At 64.4% G+C, this 19,642-nt stretch carries 18 protein-coding genes and 1 pseudogene; 7 read left to right on the forward strand and 12 right to left on the reverse strand.

Annotated elements, in window-relative coordinates; genetic code table 11:
• The 5 genes from HP547_RS02850 to HP547_RS02870 form a co-directional block, all read left to right on the forward strand.
• On the forward strand, positions 1-2,065 hold a 2,065-nt coding region (locus tag HP547_RS02850), incomplete at its 5' end, for an RND family transporter (RefSeq protein ID WP_172285454.1).
• Entirely contained in the window at positions 2,058-3,836 is a 1,779-nt protein-coding gene (locus HP547_RS02855) for an acyl-CoA dehydrogenase C-terminal domain-containing protein (RefSeq protein ID WP_172285455.1), read from the forward strand. The genes HP547_RS02850 and HP547_RS02855, both read left to right, overlap by 8 nt.
• Positions 3,837-3,865: 29 nt before the next feature.
• Positions 3,866-5,488: a fatty acid--CoA ligase gene (locus tag HP547_RS02860; protein ID WP_172285478.1), complete on the forward strand. Its 1,623-nt coding sequence runs from the start codon at positions 3,866-3,868 to the stop codon at positions 5,486-5,488.
• Positions 5,489-5,648: 160 nt separating this feature from the next.
• Complete coding sequence (locus HP547_RS02865; protein WP_172285456.1) at positions 5,649-6,449, forward strand: lipopolysaccharide biosynthesis protein; 801 nt, start codon at positions 5,649-5,651, stop codon at positions 6,447-6,449.
• Between the two features lie 72 nt (positions 6,450-6,521).
• A complete protein-coding gene (locus HP547_RS02870; protein ID WP_172285457.1) occupies positions 6,522-7,022 on the forward strand; it encodes a methylated-DNA--[protein]-cysteine S-methyltransferase in 501 nt (166 codons plus the stop codon).
• Positions 7,023-7,026: 4 nt separating this feature from the next.
• Here HP547_RS02870 and HP547_RS02875 read toward each other — a convergent pair whose 3' ends face one another.
• The 3 genes and pseudogenes from HP547_RS02875 to HP547_RS02885 all read right to left on the reverse strand — a co-directional run bounded on the left by HP547_RS02875 (position 7,027) and on the right by HP547_RS02885 (position 8,355).
• A complete protein-coding gene (locus tag HP547_RS02875; protein WP_172285458.1) occupies positions 7,027-7,269 on the reverse strand; it encodes a hypothetical protein in 243 nt (80 codons plus the stop codon).
• Positions 7,266-8,009, reverse strand: a complete 744-nt coding sequence (locus HP547_RS02880; RefSeq protein ID WP_172225178.1) for a carbon-nitrogen hydrolase family protein — start codon at positions 8,007-8,009, stop codon at positions 7,266-7,268. The genes HP547_RS02875 and HP547_RS02880 overlap by 4 nt, the downstream gene beginning before the upstream one ends.
• Before the next feature lie 75 nt (positions 8,010-8,084).
• A pseudogene (locus HP547_RS02885) lies at positions 8,085-8,355 on the reverse strand (hypothetical protein).
• A gap of 75 nt (positions 8,356-8,430) precedes the next feature.
• On the opposite strand from HP547_RS02885, the gene HP547_RS02890 reads away from it, so the two are divergent.
• The gene (locus HP547_RS02890; RefSeq protein WP_172225181.1) at positions 8,431-9,156 is read left to right on the forward strand and encodes a metallophosphoesterase; all 726 of its coding nucleotides are present in this window, start codon (positions 8,431-8,433) and stop codon (positions 9,154-9,156) included.
• Here the strand turns inward: HP547_RS02890 and HP547_RS02895 are convergent.
• Both HP547_RS02895 and HP547_RS02900 read right to left on the reverse strand, forming a co-directional pair.
• Entirely contained in the window at positions 9,104-9,718 is a 615-nt protein-coding gene (locus HP547_RS02895) for a LysE family translocator (protein ID WP_172225184.1), read from the reverse strand. The genes HP547_RS02890 and HP547_RS02895 overlap by 53 nt on opposite strands.
• 83 nt (positions 9,719-9,801) lie before the next feature.
• Positions 9,802-10,611, reverse strand: coding sequence for an AraC family transcriptional regulator (locus HP547_RS02900; protein WP_172285459.1), 810 nt, complete (start codon positions 10,609-10,611; stop codon positions 9,802-9,804).
• A 131-nt stretch (positions 10,612-10,742) separates the two neighbouring features.
• Between HP547_RS02900 and HP547_RS02905 the strand changes: the two genes are divergently transcribed.
• Positions 10,743-11,366 (forward strand): LysE family translocator, encoded by a 624-nt coding sequence (locus tag HP547_RS02905; protein WP_172225193.1) that lies wholly within the window; start codon positions 10,743-10,745, stop codon positions 11,364-11,366.
• On the opposite strand, the gene HP547_RS02910 is transcribed toward HP547_RS02905, so the two are convergent.
• From HP547_RS02910 to HP547_RS02940, 7 genes are all read right to left on the reverse strand, one after another.
• Positions 11,363-13,756 carry an autotransporter outer membrane beta-barrel domain-containing protein gene (locus tag HP547_RS02910; protein WP_172285460.1) on the reverse strand — a complete coding sequence of 798 codons (2,394 nt, stop codon included), beginning with the start codon at positions 13,754-13,756 and terminating at the stop codon, positions 11,363-11,365. The two genes, HP547_RS02905 and HP547_RS02910, sit on opposite strands and share 4 nt — an antisense overlap.
• 133 nt (positions 13,757-13,889) lie before the next feature.
• Positions 13,890-14,165, reverse strand: a complete 276-nt coding sequence (locus tag HP547_RS02915; protein WP_172225200.1) for a peptidylprolyl isomerase — start codon at positions 14,163-14,165, stop codon at positions 13,890-13,892.
• 102 nt (positions 14,166-14,267) lie between these two features.
• Complete coding sequence (gene eco / locus HP547_RS02920; RefSeq protein WP_172285461.1) at positions 14,268-14,747, reverse strand: serine protease inhibitor ecotin; 480 nt, start codon at positions 14,745-14,747, stop codon at positions 14,268-14,270.
• Positions 14,748-14,802: 55 nt separating this feature from the next.
• Positions 14,803-15,573 (reverse strand): 3-hydroxybutyrate dehydrogenase, encoded by a 771-nt coding sequence (hbdH, locus tag HP547_RS02925; protein WP_172285462.1) that lies wholly within the window; start codon positions 15,571-15,573, stop codon positions 14,803-14,805.
• A 59-nt stretch (positions 15,574-15,632) separates the two neighbouring features.
• Positions 15,633-16,649 (reverse strand): ABC transporter permease, encoded by a 1,017-nt coding sequence (locus HP547_RS02930; protein WP_172285463.1) that lies wholly within the window; start codon positions 16,647-16,649, stop codon positions 15,633-15,635.
• On the reverse strand, positions 16,649-17,707 hold the full coding sequence (locus HP547_RS02935) for a microcin C ABC transporter permease YejB (protein ID WP_172285464.1): 1,059 nt from the start codon (positions 17,705-17,707) through the stop codon (positions 16,649-16,651). The genes HP547_RS02930 and HP547_RS02935 overlap by 1 nt, the downstream gene beginning before the upstream one ends.
• Positions 17,704-19,626, reverse strand: coding sequence for an extracellular solute-binding protein (locus tag HP547_RS02940; RefSeq protein ID WP_172285465.1), 1,923 nt, complete (start codon positions 19,624-19,626; stop codon positions 17,704-17,706). Before HP547_RS02940 ends, HP547_RS02935 begins: the two co-directional genes overlap by 4 nt.
• Positions 19,627-19,642 lie beyond the last annotated feature (16 nt).

The raw sequence follows: 19,642 nt of genomic DNA on the forward strand, positions 1-19,642 counted from the left end.
AGGCTTCCAGGGTGGCCCGGTCATGCCCGACAGTTACCAGGGTGCGAGGGCAGACATCGAGCAACTGCGCCAGAACATCGAACGCGCCAACATTGTCGGCAGCCTGGTCGCGCGTGACTTCAGGTCGAGCATGCTGATCGTGCCGCTGCTCGACCAGGACTCGGCCACTGGCAAGGGGCTGGACTACCACGCCTTCGCGCAGAAGCTCGAGCAGTTGCGCGCCCGTTACGAGGCCAGCGGCCAGTATCGTATCCATGTCATCGGCTTTGCCAAGCTGATGGGCGACCTGATCGACGGCTTGATCGAGGTGATGGCGTTCTTCGCCCTGGCGGTGCTCACCAGCCTGCTGATCATCTACTGCTATACCCGCTGCCTGCGCAGCACCTTGCTGGTGGTGCTGTGCTCGCTGACTGCGGTGGTGTGGCAGCTGGGCATCGTCGCCTGGCTGGGCTATGCCATCGACCCGTATTCGATCCTGGTGCCGTTCCTGATCTTTGCCATCGGTGTGTCCCATGCGGCGCAGAAGATGAATGGCATTCTTCAGGACATCGGCCGCGGCACCCACCGCCAGGTCGCAGCGCGCTACACCTTTCGCCGCCTGTTCCTGGCCGGGGTAACCGCGCTGCTGGCCGATGCCGTGGGCTTTGCCGTGCTGATGCTGATCGACATCCCGGTCATCCAGGACCTGGCGATTACTGCCAGTATTGGTGTGGCGGTGCTGATCTTCACGTCGTTGTTGCTGATGCCGGTGGCACTGTCCTATGTCGGTGTGGGCAGCACGGCTGCCGAGCGAGCTTTGGCTATCGATGCGCGCTGGGCCCTGCGCGGGGAAGGGCGCTTGCACAGTGGCGGCGCACCTCGGCGAGTCAATCCATGGGCGCTGCTTGAGCGCTTCACCGAGCGCAAATGGGCCAGCGCCGCTCTGCTGGTTGCCCTGGCGCTGGCGGCGCTGGGCACCTGGGGCAGCCTGCAACTGAAAATTGGCGACCTCGACAGCGGCGCCCCCGAGCTGCGGGCAAACTCACGCTACAACCTCGACAACGCCTTCATTACCGAACACTACGCGCTGTCCAGCGACACCTTCGCGGTCATGGTAAAGACCGCTGCAGAAGGCTGCCTGCAATACCGCACCCTGCTGCTCGCCGACCGCCTGGCGTGGGAGCTGCAACAGCTGCCGGGTGTACAGACCACCGTGTCGCTGGCCAATGCCGTGCGCCAGATCACCGCTGGTACCTACGAAGGCAACCCCCGCCTGAACAGCCTGCAACGCAACCAGGACGTGCTCAACTACGCGGCCCAGCAGGCCTCGGTCAACGCCCCGGAACTGTTCAACAACGACTGCTCGCTGATGCCGGTGATCGCCTACCTCAAGGATCACCGCGCCGACACCCTGGCGCAGGTGGCCGCAGCGGCCGAACGCTTTGCCGCCGCCAACAGCGGTGACGGGCAACAGTTCCTGCTGGCCGCCGGCAGTGCCGGTATCGAAGCCGCCACCAACGAGGTGGTCCGCGAGGCCAACCATCGCATGCTGTTGCTGGTGTACCTGGCGGTCACACTGTTCTGCCTGCTCACCTTCCGCAGTTGGCGCGCCACGTTGGTGGCGATATTGCCGCTCATGTTGACCTCGGTGCTGTGCGAGGCGCTGATGGTGGCCATGGGCATTGGCGTCAAGGTCGCCACCCTGCCAGTGATCGCACTGGGGGTGGGGATTGGCGTTGACTACGCGTTGTACCTGCTGAGCGTGCAACTGCACTACCAGCGCGCCGGCTTGAGCCTGGCCCAGGCCTACCAGAAGGCCTTGGCTTTCACCGGCCGGGTGGTGGGACTGGTCGGCATTACCCTGGCGGTGGGCGTGGTCGGCTGGGCCTGGTCGCCGATCAAGTTCCAGGCCGACATGGGCCTGCTGCTGACCTTCATGTTCCTGTGGAACATGCTCGGCGCGCTGGTGCTGATACCGGCGCTGTCGCACTTCCTCCTGCGCGGCCAGGGTGCCCCGGCGCCTGCCGAAGCCCAGGCCGCAACGCTTTCGCCAACCCCAAAAACCGAGTGTTCGCCTCATGTCTGATTACCTTCCGCCGCTGCGCGACATGGCTTTCCTGTTCAACGAAGTGTTCGACATCCCGGCCTGGTGGGCGCAAACGCCTGCGCTGGTCGAGCAGGTCGATGCTGACACCGCCCGGGCCGTGCTGGAACAGGCAGGCAAGCTGATTGCACAAAGGGTGGCGCCGCTCAACCGCAGCGGCGATGAGCAAGGCTGCCGCTGGGAAGCCGGCCAGGTTCATACCCCCGACGGCTTCGTCGACGCCTACCGGGCATTTGCCGATGACGGCTGGGTGGGCGTAGCCGGGGCTGCGGAGTACGGCGGCATGGGGATGCCGAAGGTTATCGCTGCGCAGCTCGAAGAAATGCTCAACGCGGCCAACTTGTCGTTCGGCCTCTATCCGATGCTCACTGCCGGCGCTTGTCTGGCGCTGCTCAATCACGCCAGCGAGCCCTTGAAGGCCCTGTATCTGCCACCTATGTACCAAGGCCGCTGGGCTGGCTCGATGTGCCTCACCGAGCCCCATGCCGGCACCGACCTTGGTCTGCTCCGCACCCGCGCCGAGCCAGGCACCGATGGCAGCTACTGCATCAGCGGTACCAAGATGTTCATCACCGGCGGCGAGCAGGACCTGACCGAGAACATCATTCACCTGGTGCTGGCGCGGCTGCCGGATGCGCCGGCAGGGCCGAAGGGCATCTCGCTGTTCCTGGTGCCCAAGGTGCTGGTCGACACAGAGGGCGCTCTGGGTGAGGCCAATGCAGTGAGCTGCGGTTCGATCGAGCACAAGATGGGCATCAAGGCCTCGGCCACCTGCGTGATGAACTTCGACGGCGCCGTCGGTTACCTGGTGGGCGAGCCGAACAAGGGCCTCAATGCCATGTTCACCATGATGAACTACGAGCGCCTGGGCGTGGGTATTCAGGGCCTGGCGTTGGGCGAGCGATCTTACCAGGGCGCCCTTGCCTATGCCCGCGACCGCCTGCAGGGCCGGGCTGCGACGGGGGCCGAGGCGCCGGCGCAAAGCGCCGACCCGATCATCGTCCACGCGGATGTGCGGCGCATGTTGCTGACCATGAAAGCGCTGAACGAAGGCGGGCGGGCGTTTTCCACCTACGTCGCGTTGCAGCTTGACCTGGCCAGGTACAGTGAAGACCCAGGCACTCGCGCTCGGGCCGAGGCCAAGGTCGCGTTGCTCACGCCGGTGGCCAAGGCCTTCATGACCGACATGGGGCTGGAAACCACCGTGCACGGCCAGCAGGTACTCGGTGGCCACGGCTATATCCGCGAATGGGGTCAGGAGCAATTGATTCGCGACTGCCGTATCACCCAGATCTACGAAGGCACCAATGGCATCCAGGCGCTCGACCTGGTAGGGCGCAAACTGTTCGGTGAGGGTGGCAAGGCGTATCGCAGCGTGTCTGACGAAATCGCCGCCTATGCCGAAGCGTTGCCTGCGCAATACGCCGAATTCAGCGCCCCCTTGCTCGCCGCTGTGCGCAATCTCGATGACCTTACGGCCTGGTTGCTGGACCGGGGCCAGGGCAACCCGCAGGAGCTTGGCGCAGCGGCGGTTGAATACCTGCAGGTGTTTGGCTACACCTTCTACGCGTACCTGTGGGCGCGCATGGCCGTGGTCTGCCAGGACCAGGCTGCAGCCGAGCCGTTCCACCAGAGCAAGCTGGGTACCGCTCGTTTCTACTTCGCGCGCCTGTTGCCCCGCATTCACTCGCTCAGTGCCAGTGTCAGGGCCGGCAGCGATAGCCTGTACCTGCTCGAGGGCTGGCAACTGTGAAGCCCTCAAGCACGATTACCACGCGCATCATGCCGGCGGCCGAGCATGCCTATGCCTACCCGCTGCTGATCAAGCGCCTGCTGCTGTCTGGCGTGCGTTACCAGCCCAACCAGGAAATCGTCTACGCCGACAGGTTGCGCTACACCTACACCACGCTGCTGCTACGTATCCAGCAGCTGGCCAACGTGCTGACTGCCGCCGGGGTCAGGCCAGGCGACACGGTGGCTTTGCTCGACTGGGACAGCCATCGGGCGCTGGAGTGCTTCTTTGCCGTACCCATGCTGGGTGCGGTGCTGCACACGGTGAATGTGCGGCTGTCCACCGAGCAGCTGCGCTACACCATGAACCATGCCGAGGACCGGTGGGTGCTGGTGCATGACGACTTTCTGCCGTTGATGCAGCAGCTGCACGCAGATTTGCCTGCCGTACAGGGCTTCATCCGCCTCAGTGACGGGGCTCCCGCGCCACTGGGTGTAGCGCTGCTGGGCGAGTACGAAGACCTGCTGGCGGGCGCCGAACCGGTGTTTGAATTTGCTGACTTTGACGAACATTCGCTGGCCACGCTGTTCTATACCAGCGGTACCACCGGCAACCCCAAAGGGGTGTACTTCAGCCATCGACAACTGGTGCTGCATACCTTGGTCGAACAGGGCACCCTGGCCGCATGCGGCGAGCAGCCGCTGCTGCGCAGTGGTGATGTGTACATGCCCATTACGCCGATGTTCCACGTGCATGCCTGGGGCGTGCCCTATGTGGCCACTGCACTGGGTATCAAGCAGGTTTATCCCGGGCGCTACGAACCTGACCGTCTGGTACGCCTTTACCGTGAAGAGGGGGTGACCTTTTCGCATTGCGTGCCCACCGTGCTGCAAATGATGCTCGACAGCGAGCAAGGGCACTGCACCGACCTGACTGGCTGGAAAATGCTGCTGGGCGGCAGTGCCCTGACCCTGGGCCTGGCGCAGCGCGCCAGCGAGCGTGGCATCCGCGTGCATTGCGGTTACGGCATGTCGGAAAGCTGCCCGCTGCTGAGCATCACCCACCTGAACGCCGACCTCCTGGCATCGCCGATGGCGCAGCAGTTGCCAATGCGCATCGAAGCCGGCGTGCCAATCGCCATGGTGGACCTGCGCATCGTCGACAGCGAGGGCGCGCCGGTGCCCCACGACGGCGAAAGCCTGGGCGAGATCGTGGTGCGTGCGCCGTGGCTGACCCAAGGCTACCTGCATGAACCGGAGCAGGGTGCAGCGTTGTGGCTGGGGGGCTGGATGCACACCGGTGACCTGGCCTGCATCGACGCGGCGGGCGTGGTGCGCATTCGCGACCGTATCAAGGATGTGATCAAGACCGGCGGCGAGTGGGTCAGCTCGGTCGCGCTGGAGAACTTCATCAGCCAGCACCCGTCCGTCGCGTCGGTAGCGGTGATCGGTATTGCTGACCCAAAGTGGGGGGAACAACCCCTGGCCCTGGTGGTCTGCTATGACGGTGAGCTACTGGATCAACCAGCGCTGGCCCGCCACCTGCAGCCGTATGTCGACAGCGGGCAGTTGAACAAGTGGGCGATACCGCGACAGCTGCGTTGCGTGAGTGAAATCCCGAGGACCAGTGTCGGCAAGATCGACAAGAAGCGCATCCGCCTGGCTGAGCTGTAGGTTGCGACCCGGCGTCAGGGCTATCCGGCCCCGGCGCCTGGCAAGCGCGGGACGCGTCCGTTGACTACTGTTCTCTTGGGTAAAGTTAAGTAAAAGCGGCCACGGCGTAATACAGGGATCAGTATCGTGGTTTGAACTGTCCAGCCCAAAGAAGCCATTGATGAACACACTTCCGTCGCAGCCAAGCGCTGAACGCGGGGCGTTCTCCAGTTTCGAGGCGTGTCGCAATACCCAGCATGGCCCCGTGGTGATCCTCGCTTCGGGCGCATCCGCCAGGCATTTTCCGTTGGGCGAGTTCGCGCACCTGCCCATCATCGCCATGAACGGGTCGGTTGCCATGACCGCCGAACATGGCATCCGGCCGTTCTTCTACGTGTGTACCGACAAGAGCTTCCGCCTGCAACAGCCGGCCCTGTTCGCCATCGCGCTGCGCGACAGCCAGCGCCTGGCACTGTGGCCGGAACAGTATTCAGGTGCCGAGGTAGCGCCCGACGCCGAGCGTTATGCCTTGCACAAGGCCGATACGCCGGGCCTGCTCGATGGCCTGCGCGGCCACGGCGGCAGTTGTGTGTGCAACCGTGCCCTGTGGAGCAAGCGCACGCGCTCGATCGCCTTCAGCAAAGACCTGGCGCATGGCTTCTTCGATGCACGCACCGTGGCGTATGTGGCCCTGCAACTGGCCTACCACCTGGGCTTCGAAGAGGTCTTGCTGGTAGGCGTGGACCTGGACCAGGCGGTAGGCCGTTTCTATGAACAAGGCCAGGGCCCATGCTCACCGTGCGGGCTCGACCAGCATTGGGACAGCCGCATCCTGCCATCGCTGACGCTGATGGCCCGCGAGGTGGTCAACGAGCACTTCCACGTCTACAACCTGTCGGCGACCTCGCGGATACCGACCGAGCTGATACCCAAGGTCAACCTCACTCAGGCAAGGCAGATTGCCGGCTGCGCGATTACCTGAGCAAGAAAGCGAGTGCGTGAAGGGCTGTGGATGCGTACAGTTCGCTGATCGCAACTTGCCAGGAGCCTGCTGATGTCCAGCGCCTTCACCTTCATGCCATCGCCCGTCGGCACGCTGACCCTGGTAGCCCGCGGCGACTGCCTGGCCGCCGTGCTGTGGGAACAGGAGCGGGAAAACCGCGTGCGCCTGGGGGCCTTGCACCGTAACGACCAGTCGCCGGTACTGCGGGAAGCCGCCCGCCAGCTGGGCGAGTATTTCGCCGGCAAGCGCCAGCGGTTCGAACTGGCGCTGGATTTTGCCGGTACCGAGTTCCAGCGCCAGGTGTGGGCCGCGCTGCTGGCGATACCCTTTGGCGAGACCCGCAGTTATGGCGACATCGCCCGGCAGATCGGCAACCCCAGCGCGGTACGCGCGGTGGGCGCCGCCAATGGCCGCAACCCCATCTCGATCATCGCACCGTGCCACCGGGTAATCGGCGCTTCGGGCAGCCTGACCGGGTTTGCCGGCGGGCTGGCGGCCAAGCAGTACCTGTTGGCGCTGGAGGGGCGGGAGAGCCTGGCCCTGGACCTGTAAAGCGTCAGCAGAACCAGCTGGCGACCAGGCAGGCCAATACCGTCAGCGCCGAGCCTGCCAGCAGGGTGTAATGCCGGTGGGCTCGCCTGGCATGTGGCCGGACTTCACGCAGGTATTCGCCGGGCGTCGGGGCATCGGGCCGGTGGCGCAGGCCTTCGGCCACATCGGCCAGCTGGCCGTGAATGATCAAGCCGACCACGTAGTAGGTGCAGGCGTAGCTCAGCAACACCAGAAACAGATAAATCATGCGGGGTGCGGGTCCAACGGCAACGTCACGGCGCTGGCATTGGCGGTGTCCAGCAGCACCAGTCCTTCGCTGCGCTCATCCAGGCTGGCCAGCAAGCGCCCTTGGCTGTCCCAGGCGGCAGAACCACCGGCGCCGATGAATGTGTCGGCAGGGCCCACGCAGTTGGCCATCAGCACCGGCATGCCGAGCTCGCGCGCCACCTCGGGGTAATGCGCGTAGCCTTCGCGGATGCCCTTGGCGGTTTTGGCCACGCTGACCAGATACAGGTCGGCGCCGTGTTCGTGCGCTGCCGCGGCGTGCGCCATGAACATCGATTCGTAGCAGATGGCGGGTGCCAGGCGGTGCTCGCCCACTTCCAGCAGCACGTTTTGGTCGCCGGGGGTGAACCAGGGCAGCTCGTCTTCATGCAGGCGCCGCTTGGCATAGGCTTGGCGCGGCGCCCCGGGGCGGAAGATCGGCATGCCGATGCGGATGCCGTCCGGCGTCGGCAGCGGCAGGCCAACGGCAACGCTGATGCCGAGGCGGTCGCAGGCTGCCTGCAGCGGGTCGAGCCGTGCCGAACTGATCGGCAAGGCAGTCTGGCGCGCCAGGCTTGGCTCATAGCCAGTCAGCGACAGCTCAGGGAACACCACCACTTCGGCGCCAAGGGCCGCAGCCTGTTCGATGCAGGCCAGGTGGCGCTGCAGGTTACCCGGCACATCGCCCTTGATCGAGGCCAGTTGCACGGCGCATAGCTTCATGAAAAACCCTTCCCTGGTACAGGTTGAACGCCGAGCATACTACCGGCATCAACGCCTGTACCAGTGAAGGGTTTTTCAGGAAGCCGGGGGCGCGGCGAAGCGCTGGCGGAACCAGTCGTCGTGCATGGCCTTTTCGGCGTGCAGGCGCTCGCTGCTGCTGGCGGCCCGGCCGGGGCGGCTGAGGTACATCTTGTCGCTGACCCGTTGCCGGGCTTGCTGGTCGGCTTTGCCGGCGGAATTTTTCCGGATGATCGAAACGCACCTCCACCTGCGCGGCTGGGGTGCCTTGTGCCATGCTGTTCAGTGAAAGCGCCATGAGCACGGCACATAAAAGGGCGGTACGTATGAAGCACCTGCGCAATGAGTGGCGTGTAGGTCCATTTTACCCCTGGCGTGGCGCGACCAGCAGAGGACGATTGTAATGGGACGGTTTCGGCGTCTGATGGCCAACCTGCGCGGGCGGGACTTGGCAGTCGGCGATATCCATGGTCACTTCCAGCGGCTGAAACACTGCCTGGATGCGGTAGGGTTCGATCCGGCCGTGGATCGCCTGTTCAGCGTAGGTGATCTGGTCGACCGTGGGCCGGACAGCGAGGCGGCGCTGGAATGGCTGGCGCAGCCCTGGTTCCATGCCGTGCAAGGTAACCATGAGGCCCTGGCGATTACCCGCGTGCGCGGCGGGCGACTCGACCTGGACATGTACCGCGCCGCTGGGGGCAGCTGGTTTCTTGACTTGCCGCGGGCCGAACAGTTGCCTTTCGTGCAGCGTTTCGAGCAACTGCCGATTGCGATAGAGGTTGAAAGTGCAGCAGGCCTGGTAGGCCTGTTGCATGCCGACAGCCCATTTGCCGAATGGGCAGAATTGAGGAGCTGGCTGGAACTGGATGACAACCCCGAAGTACGTGAAGTGTGCCAGTGGTCGCGGCGGCGACTGAAGTTTGGCGACACCCGGCCGGTGAACGGCCTGCGTGCCTTGCTGGTCGGCCACACACCGGTGCTGGAGGCCAAGCAGTTGGGTAATGTCTGGCATCTGGACACGGGTGGCTGGGCCAGCGGCCATTTCACCTTGATGGACATGCGCACGCTGAAACTGGTCAGCCCCAGGCCAGGTGAAACAGCAACGCCGCAGCCAGCAGCACCAGCATGAGCCCTGAGGCCCGTTCCAGCCACCCCAGGCTGCGGGCGAAACGCCGCAGTACCCGTGGGTTGCCGATGGCCAAGGCAACCAGCAGGTCCCATAGCAGCACGATGCTGAACATCCACAGCGCGTAGGCTGCTTTCCAGCCGGCGCTGGCGCTGACCACCATGCTGGCCAGGCTGGCATAGAACAGCGCGTTCTTGGGGTTGAGCAGGCCGGACAGCAAACCCATGCCCAAGCCATGCCACCAGCCTTGCACAGCCTGCTTGCCCGTTGCCGCGCTCATGCTGGTTTGCCCGGCATGGCGCAGGAACAGCACACCGATGTACAGCAGGTAGCTGGCACCGGCCAACTGCAGAACCATGAACAGAAAGGTGCCTTCCTGAAGCACCGAAAGGCCGGTAAAGGCCATGACGATGAACGCGCCGTTGGCCAGGGCAATACCCAGGCACGCGCCGCTGGCGATGCGCCAGCCGCTGTTGATCGATGAGCGCGCGACCAGGAAGAAATCCGGGCCGGGCGAGAGCAGGGCGAGGAAGTGGGCGAGGGCGATGATCAGGAATTGTTGCATGGGGGCGGCTCTTGCGGAAAAGCCGCAGTCTGCCCAGCTGCGCACAAGCCGTATTGAACAATATTGCATGCTCCTACAGGCTTTCAGTCAGCCCGATACTGCCCCGGCGTCATGCCCACATGGGCTTTGAATACCCGCTGGAAATGGCTCTGGTCGGCAAATCCCAGCTGATAGGCCACCTCCGCCAGCGCCTGCCCCTCACCGAGCATCTGCCGCCCCCGGTTGACCCGGGCATTGAGCAGGTAGGCATGCGGAGTAAACCCGGTGGCCGCCCGAAATGCTCGGATCAGCTGATAGCGCCCGAGTGCTGCCTCCCTGGCCAGCAGTTCAAGGCTCAAGTGCGCAGGGTCCATGTCTTCGACGCGTGCGAGCAACCCGTTCAACGCGCTCGCCCCCAGCCCCGGCGCCGCCAGCAGCGGTGCATGTGCGCGACAGTCCAGGTCACCCAGAAAAGCAATCAGCGCTGCGTCCTTCTCAGCGTTGCTGGCGCTGGAAAACAGCACCCGGTTCATCTCGCAGAATTGTCGATACACCGCTGGCTCCCGGCAGATACGTGCCGGGGCTGCCGTGTCGGCGATGTCCAGCCCGGACTCACGGCGCAGCTGCGTCAGCCAGTGGGCATCCACATGCAGCATCTGATAGCTCCAGGCATGCCCGGGCGCGGGGTTGCAGGCATGCACGCGGTGGGCAGGTACCAGCACCAGCGTGCCGGGCGTCAGGCGTTCCTGGCCGTTACCGGCACCGGTGAAATGGCTATGACCGGCATCCACCGCACCGATCGAAAACGTCGGGTGGCTGTGGGCCTTGTAGCAGGCCCGGCTGTGGCAGGCGCGGCGGCTTTCGACGTGCGGCAGGGCCGGGTCGCGCCACAGGGCGGCTTGGGAAGGGGGCATCAGGCTGTCCTCGATAGCGCCGGAAGATTAACAGCTGCGGCGTACCCGTACAGTTTTTATCGCTGGCTGTAGCTTGACCGCAAGGCCCTCGACACGCCGAAATAGACGGCTGTTGTCAAAGGAAAACAAGAATGGACCTTTCAAGCCTGCTGCTCTTCATCCCCGCCTGCTTTGCCCTGAACATGGCTCCGGGGCCGAACAACCTGCTGTCACTGCACAACGCCAGCCGCTACGGCCTGCGCACGGCCTGCGTGGCCGGTGGCGGACGTATTGTCGCCTTCAGCGGCATGATCGCCCTGGCGGCCATGGGCCTGGCGGTGGTACTGCATACCAGCGAATACCTGTTCCTGGCCATCAAGGTGGTGGGTGCGGCGTACCTGTTCTACATCGCCTGGCAACTGTGGCGTGCGCCGGTGGGCGAGGCCGTGGTCGCCGCTGATCACCCGCGCGGCACCTGGCGCCTGGCACGCCAGGAGTTCTGGGTCGCGGCCGGCAACCCCAAGGCCATCCTGATCTTCACCGCCTTCCTGCCGCAATTCGTCTCGGTTGGCAGCGCTACCCCGGTAAGCGAGCAGTTCCTGTGGCTGGGTGTGCTGTTCCTGCTGCTGGAGTGGGCCGCGATCGCGATCTACGGGGGACTTGGCGCCTACATGCAACGCTGGTTCAGCCAGCCTGGCCCGCGTCGGTTGTTCAATCGGGTCAGCGCCTCCCTGCTGGGCTGCGCTGGCCTCGGCTTGCTGGCTGCACGGCGCTAGAACTGCCAGCGGACCCCCAGGTTGACGCCGCTGGCTTCCTGCTGGCGGCTGTCCAGGTTGGCGCTGTACTGCACGCCGCCATGCAGGCTCAGCGCTTCGCTGACCTGCGCCACCACGCCGCTTTCCAGTTGCACGGAGGTATAGCGGTAGTCGGTCTTGATCTTGTCGGCGCCATCGAAGGTCAGGGTGTCACGGCCACCATCACCGTGCCACAGGTTGACCTGCGCATAGGGCTGCAGCCGCCGCCCGCTGCTGCCGGTAAATGCACCCTGCAGGCGCACGCCAAGGCGGCCGGTCAGCTCGACCTGAGCGTCATGGCTGATGTGCGAGACGCTGTCGCTGGCGCTGTCGAGCGAGACCTTCTGTGCGATCAGCTGGGCTTGTGGCTCCAGCGTCCAGCGTTCGGACAAGGCGATGGGGTAGCCGGATTCCAGCGAAGCGGTCCAGGCATGGCCATCGATGTTCAGCTTGTCACCGCGGTGCGAGCGCGCCCGGCCATCGAGGCGGGAGTACTGCAATACCGCATCCAGGTACGCGCCTTGCGGGTCGACCAGCGTCCAGTAGGCGCCCACGCTGTCGCCATCGAGTTTCAGGTCACCGACGCTGCGGTCGTGCATGGCCAGTGCGAAACCTTTGATGTCGGCATCCAGCCGGCTATGGCTGACGTAGAAACCCACGTGTTGGCGGTATCCGTTGTCGCCAACCTTGGCATACACGTCCTGGCCGACCTTGAAACCGTACAGGTCACCATCCACGCTCGGGCTGACCGTGCCGCTCCACTGCTGGCGCAGGCTGCCACCGTAGGCCTGGCCCCAGCTGGCGGGCAGGGCGCCTTCGCCCTGCAGCAGCAGCTGATCGCCCTGGCGCTGGTGGAAAGTGCCCAACGCCTGGCGGGCGATGATTGCGGCGCCCCTTGGCGCAGCGGCATACACCGGAACTTCAGGCCGATACAGTGGCAGGCTCTCACCTTGAACCGCTGCGGGCAGCTCGATCTGGCCGGGCGCAGGCGCCGCGACAGGCGGGGTAGGAATCGGTTGCGCAGGCTGGGTCGGGTCTTCTGGTTGCGGGGCGGGAGCGGGTGCTGCGACCAAGGTCGAGCGCAGGTAGAAGCTCTCAGCATCCCTGAACAAACGATAGTCATATGCGCCGGCTGATAGCCTCTGCGTCTGCACGAATGCTGTTGGCGTGCTGGTGGCACCGTCCCGTGCTTCGACGACCAGGATCCCCTTTTGCGGAGTTGCCGCGCCTGTGCCACCAAAATTGTCGACAAGCAACTGGGTGGAGCCGTTGATGGCGCCACCGCTCACCACCAGCCGGTCAGAGGCCGCGCCATCACCGGCCAGCACGCTGTTCAAGCGCAGGGTGCCATTGTTGCCGCTGTAGTTGCCCTCGATAGTCAGGCGGCCTTGGGCATCGTTGCCACGACTGAGGTCGATGATGCCAGCGTTTTCAACCGTCGCCTTGTTGCCGCTCTGGGCGCTGGCGATACTGCCTGTGCTGCTGAACAGTCGGCTGCTCGCATCGATCTGCAAGGTGCCGGTGCCGGTGGCAGGTATTACCCGAGGTTCGCTGGCGCCCAGATCACCCAGTTTCAAGGTGTCGTCGAGGGCCAGCTGGCTGCCCTGGCTGAGCTTGATGGTTTCCCAGTTGATGTACAGCGCGCCTTTACCGACCTGGCTGTTTACAAAGGTCAATATGTCCGTGCCAGTACCGCCGTCGAGGGTGACAGACGAGGCTACCAGGTCAATGGCACTGACCGTGGCAGTGTCGTCGTCATTGCCCATGTCGACTCGCCCACCCATGTCGACCCGCCCGATGGTGCCACCCAGCCACTTGAAGACATCGTTGCCCGCACTTGCCAATACGTTGCCTTGCACGCTGCCGCCGCTGATGGTGATGGTGTCCACGCCACCGCTGGTGCTGATGTTGCCGCCGATGGTGCCGCCCAGAATGACGATGGTGTCGTTGCCAAAGCCGCTGACCACGTTGCCGACCACGGTGGTACTGCCCCCGGGCGCTTCGGACATTTCCAGGAAGTTGTCTGCAAGCTTCAGGTCTATCCGGCCAATGCTGCCGCCTTTGAACCTGGCAGTGTCGCCATCTTCGAAAGCGCCCCTGATGGTGCCGCCGGTCATGAGGAATGTGTCCATGTCGCCGCCCTGGTTCAACGACCCCAGGGTGCCGCCCTTCATTCTGAACGCGTCCCGACCATTGCCTTGCTGCAACGACAGAACCGTGCCGCCGCTGATGCTGACCGCATCGTCGTCGGCGGTCTGCACGATCGCGCCCAGGCTGTCGCCCGGTACGACCGTCAAGGATTGGGACTGGGCCAGCAAAGGCAGTGTCAGTAGAGGAAGTGCTACAGGCAGCAGCAGGCGAGGGCAGCGCATAGGCAGGTCTCCGGGTCCATTAGAGGGTCCACTACCTGAAGCGACGCCATCGGGGAGGCTTCGGCCCTGCCTGACTTGTATGGAATACGCGGAGAAGGGACAACTGGCAAAAATGCTAGGTGGCCCTGGGCTATCAGTCGCGGTAGAACGTTTGCACCAGGTGATAGCCGAACTTGCTCTTGATTGGCCCGTGCACTACACGCAAGGGCTTCTTGAAGATGATCTGGTCGATGGCGCCAACCATCTGGCCAGGACGAACCTCGCCCAGGTCGCCGCCACGCTTGCCCGAAGGGCAGATGGAAAACTTTTTCGCCAGCACATCGAACGCCTCGCCGTTGGCGATGCGCTGCTTGAGCTTTTCGGCTTCGTCAGCGGTCTTGACCAGGATGTGGCGGGCTTGGGCTTTCATGGGATACCTGTGCATCGGGGTGCAAAAAAGGGGCGCATTATGCCTGATCTGATCAGCCCGAGGCCATCCATGGCGGGGGCGATCCCTGTGAACGGGTGGCGCTTACTCGACGGTGGCCTTTTGCACGTCCTGTGACGCCGACCACACGCGGTAGCGCACCTCCACATCCTTTGGCACATACACAACCACAGGCAGCTTGCTGTTGTAGCGCAGCATGAAGCCTTCACCCACCACCGGCACGAAGGCTTCGGTCTGCTTGCCGTCCGGGCAGGCCATCAGCGTGCTGAGCGGGCCGCTGACCTTGTCCAGGCGGTAGTAGTTGTAGCCCCAGCCTTCCAGGGTACGTTGCTCAAGGCTGCCGCCCAGGCGCTGCTGATTGCAGTCCACCTTCAACGTCTTGCCCGCAAGAATTTCCACTTGGTAGGCCGACTCGTCGGCCTGCGCCGGCAGGTGGATGACCTGCCGGGTGAAGCCTTTTTCTGCCTCGGGGTAGGGCGCGACGTCCTTCAGGCTGGCTGCCATCGCCGGAGCGGCGGCAGCCAGGGTCAGGGCCAGAATCGCGGTGATCGGGGTTGGGCGCATAGGGCCTCCTTGCAGATAAACGAATGCAAGGCCGCTGCCAGGCCCAGGCCACCCATCATTGGGCCAACCAGCCACCATCGACGTTCCAGGCAGCACCGCGGACCTGGCTGCCGGCCTCGCTACAGAGGAATAGTACCAGCTCACCCAAGTGCTCGGGAGTGACGAAAGCCAGCGAAGGCTGCTTTTCTGCCAGCAGATCGTGCTGCGCTTGCAGCGGATCGCCGCCATTGGCAGCACGATCGTCGATCTGCTTCTGCACCAGCGGGGTCAGTACCCAGCCCGGGCAGATGGCGTTGCAGGTGACATGGCTGGTTGCGGTTTCCAGGCCCACCACCTTGGTCAGGCCGATTACGCCATGCTTGGCTGCCACATAAGCCGCCTTGCCGGTCGAGCCTACCAGCCCATGCACCGAGGCAATATTGATGATGCGGCCCCAATTGCGTGTGCGCATGCCCGGCAAGGCCAGGCGTGTGCCATGGAACACCGCAGACAGGTTGAGGGCGATGATCTTGTCCCAGCTTTCCAGCGGGAACTGCTCGACCGGCGCCACATGCTGGATACCGGCGTTGTTGACCAGGATGTCGACGCCGCCGAACTCGCGTTCGGCCAGCGCGAACAACGCCTCGATCTGGGCCACGTCCGACAAATCCGCCGGGTGATGCAGCACCTTGACCCCGTGCAGGGCGATTTCGGCCAGTGCCGGGGCCGGGTCGCCAAAGCCGTTGAGCAGGATGTTTGCGCCCGCCCGGGCCAGCACCTGTGCAATCCCCAGGCCGATGCCGCTGGTGGAGCCGGTAATGAGTGCAGTCTTGCCTTGAAGTGCCATGCAAACGCTCCTTTGGTTCAAGCTTTCAGTCAGGCACCACGCGGGCCTGTGCCGCCCACTCAACCTCGTGGGTCGAATGCCTCGCGCAGTGCATCGCCAATGAACACCAGCAGCGACAGGATCACCGCCAGCGCGAAGAACGCGGTAAGGCCCAGCCACGGGGCCTCCAGATGCTCCTTGCCCTGGGTCACCAGCTCACCGAGCGAAGCACTGCCAGCCGGCATGCCGAAGCCGAGAAAGTCCAGCGCGGTGAGTGTGGTAATTGCCCCGGTCAACATGAATGGCACATAGGTCAGCGTGGCATTCATGGCATTGGGCAAAATGTGCCGCACCATCACCTGGTTGTCGCTCAAACCCAGCGCGCGGGCAGCCTTCACATACTCCAGGTTGCGCCCGCGCAGGAACTCGGCACGCACCACATCGACCAGGGTCAACCAGGAAAACAGCGCCATGATCCCCAGCAGCCACCAGAAGTCCGGCTCGACAAAACCGCTGAGGATGATCAGCAGATACAGTACCGGCAACCCCGACCACACCTCCAGCAGGCGCTGGCCCAGCAAGTCGACCCAGCCGCCGTGGTAGCCCTGCAGCGCACCGGCGGTCACGCCGATCAGCACGCTGACCGCGGTCAGGGCAAAGGCGAACAGCAACGATACCCGCGTGCCATACAGCACCCGCGCCAGCACATCGCGGCCCTGGTCATCGGTGCCCAGCCAGTTGCTCGTGCTGGGCGGGCTGGGGGTGGGTACCTGCAGGTCATAGTTGGGGGTGTCGGCACTGAACGGGATGGGCGCGAACAGCATCCAGCCGCCCTGGTCTGCGATCAACTGGCGCACATAGGCGCTGCGGTAGTCGGGCTGGAACGGCAGCTGCCCGCCAAACTGCTGCTCGGTGTAGCGCTTGAACGCTGGCACGTACAGCTGGCCCTTGTAACCCATTAGCAGTGGTTTGTCGTTGGCCACCAGCTCGGCGCCCAGGCTCAACAGCAGCAGGCCGGCAAACAACCACAGTGAAACCCAGCCCAGGCGGTTGCGGCGAAAGCGTTGCAGGCGACGGCGCGATACCGGCGAAAGCATCAGTGCGCCCTCGTGTCGAAGTCGATGCGCGGGTCCAGCAGGGTGTATGAGAGGTCACCGATCAGTCGGATCAGCAGGCCGGCCAGGGTGAAGATGAACAGCGTGCCGAACACCACCGGGTAATCCCGGGACACGGCGGCGTCATAGCTCATGCGGCCCAGGCCATCGAGCGAGAAGATCACCTCGATCAGCAACGAGCCGGCAAAGAACACCGTGATCAGCGCCTGCGGCAGCCCGGCCACCACCAGCAGCATGGCGTTGCGCAGCACGTGGCCATACAGCACCCGGCGCTCGCTGAGGCCCTTGGCCCGGGCGGTCACCACGTACTGCCGGGCAATCTCGTCGAGGAAGGCGTTTTTGGTCAGCAGCGTCAGGGTGGCGAAACCGCCGATCACCAATGCCCCGACCGGCAGCACCAGGTGCCAGAAGTAATCGGCCAGCTTGCCCAGCAGGCTGAGCTGGTCGAAGTTGTCGGAAACCAGGCCGCGCACCGGGAACCAGTTCAGCGACGTGCCGCCGGCGAACAGCACGATCAGCAGCAGGGCGAACAGGAACGAGGGCAGGGCGTAGCCGACCACGACCAATGCGCTGCTCCAGGCATCGAAACGGCTGCCGTGGCGTACCGCCTTGCGGATGCCCAGCGGGATCGACACCAGATAGGTGATCAGCGTGGCCCAGAAGCCCAGGGACAGGGTCACCGGCAATTTGTCGAGGATCAGGTCGGTGACCTTGGCGCCGCGGAAGAAGCTGTTGCCGAAGTCCAGCCGGGCATACTGGCCGAGCATCAGCCACAGGCGCTCTGGCGCGGATTTGTCGAAACCGTACTGGCGCTTGATTTCTTCGAGCAGTTTCGGGTCCAGGCCCCGGGTGGCCCTGGACTCGCTGTGCACCCTCTCGACCCGCGCCCCGGGTGCGCCGCCACCAAGGCCCTGCAGGCGCGCCACCGCTTGCTCCACCGGGCCACCGGGCGCCGCCTGGACGATGGCGAAGTTGACCAGCAGGATGGCCAACAGCGTCGGGATGATCAGCAACAGGCGACGCAGCAGGTACGAGGTCATGGCGAGGGCTTCCGGCGTTCGGCCATTTGCGCGTTGGTCAGCGCGGTGGGGCTGACCTCCCACCAGGTGTCCAGGCCTTCATCATAGGTGGCTTGCACCTTGGGCAGGCCGAAGCGGTTCCACCATGCAGTGGAGCTGCCTGGGGGATAGTAGTTGGGGATCCAGTAATAATTCCATTGCAGCACCCGGTCCAGGGCACGGGCGTGGTGCAGCATGTCGGCCTGGGTATCGGCACGCACCAGGCCGTCGATCAGGCGGTCGACGGCTGGGTCCTGCAGCACCATCAGGTTGTTCGAGCCAGGGTCGTGGGCCGCCGCCGAGCCAAAGTAGTTGTACAGTTCGGCACCCGGCGACAGGGTCACCGGGTAGCCCGTGACGATCATGTCGTAGTCGCGGGCCATCAGGCGATTGACGTACTGGGCCGCGTCGACGTTGCGGATGTTCAGGGTTACGCCGATCTGTGCCAGGTTGCGCTTCCATGGCAGCAGCAGGCGCTCCAGCCCCGCCTGGCCGTTGAGGAAGGTGAACGTCAGCGGCGTGCCCTTGTTGTTCACCAGGCGATCACCTTCCGGGTGCCAGCCGGCTTGCTCAAGCAAGTCCAGCGCCTGTAGCTGCTGTTTGCGGATGATGCCTGAACCATCGGTGACCGGTGCGCTGAACACAGTGGTAAACACCTCGTCGGGCACCTGCCCGCGTAGCGGCTCGAGCAGCTTCAGCTCGCCGGCGTCCGGCAGCTGGCGGGCCGCCAGCGGGGTGTTGGAGAACACGCTCTGCTGGCGGATATACAGGTTGCGCATCATCTGCCGGTTGCTCCACTCGTAGTCCCACAGCAGGCCCAGCGCCTGGCGCACGCGGCGGTCCTTGAACTGCGGCTGGTCGAGGTTGAACACGAAGCCCTGGGCCACCTGCGGCTTGGCCGGGCCCAGGTGGGCACGCTGCAGCCGGCCATCATCCAGCTGGGCCCCGTTGTAACCTGAGGTGTAGGCAGTGGCAGAAAACTCGCGGTTGTAGTCGTAACCGCCGCCTTTCAGCACCTGGCGCGCGACTTCGGTGTCGCCGAAGTACTCGATGCGCAGCTTGTCGAAATTGTAGCGGCCGCGGCTGGTGGACAGGTCGCGCGCCCACCAGGCCGGGTCGCGTTCGAAGGTGATGCTGCGGCCGTTGTCGATCCGCCCGATGCGGTACGGCCCGCTGCCGACGGGTTTGTCGAAGCCGGCACCGTTGGCGAAATCGCGCTGCTGCCAGTCGTGTTCGGGCAGCACCGGCAGGCTGGCGAGGTCCAGCGCCAGGGTGCGACCGTGGTCGGGCTTGAAGTCGAAACGCACGCTGCGCGGGCCTTCCACAGTAACGCCGGTAACGTCGGCGAACTGGGTGCGGTATTTGAGGCTGCCCTTGCTCATCAGCAAGTCGAAGGTGAAGCGCACGTCTTCGGCCCGCACCGGCTTGCCATCGGCGAAGGTGGCCCGCGGGTCGATTTCAAAACGCAGCCAGGCGTCATCCGGGCCGCGCTCCATGCGCCGGGCGATCAGGCCGTAAACGGTATAGGGTTCATCGAACGAGCGCACGGCCAGCGGGGCATAGAGCAGGCCGTCGACTTCGCTGACGCCGATACCTTTGTCGATGTACGGCAGAATGTGGTCGAACTGGCCGATTTCGATGGCCGAGCGGCGTAGGATGCCGCCTTTGGGGGCGTTGGGGTTTACGTAGTCGAAGTGCTGGAAGCTGCTGGTGTAGCGGGGGGCTTCGCCGTAGACGGTGAGGGCGTGGCTGGGTGCAGCCTGGCTATGGAACGAAAAACAAAGCAGGAACAGGTAGCACAGGACCTGTGGGAGCGGGTTCACCCGCGAAAGCGCCAGATCAGGCAACGACGTTGCGTGAACGGACGCATTCGCGGGTGAACCCGCTCCCACAGGGGACATGAGCCGCTTCTGGCTA

Origin of the sequence: Pseudomonas sp. CM27, from assembly GCF_013179515.1 — a bacterium.
In the GTDB taxonomy this organism is placed as follows: Bacteria; Pseudomonadota; Gammaproteobacteria; order Pseudomonadales; family Pseudomonadaceae; genus Aquipseudomonas.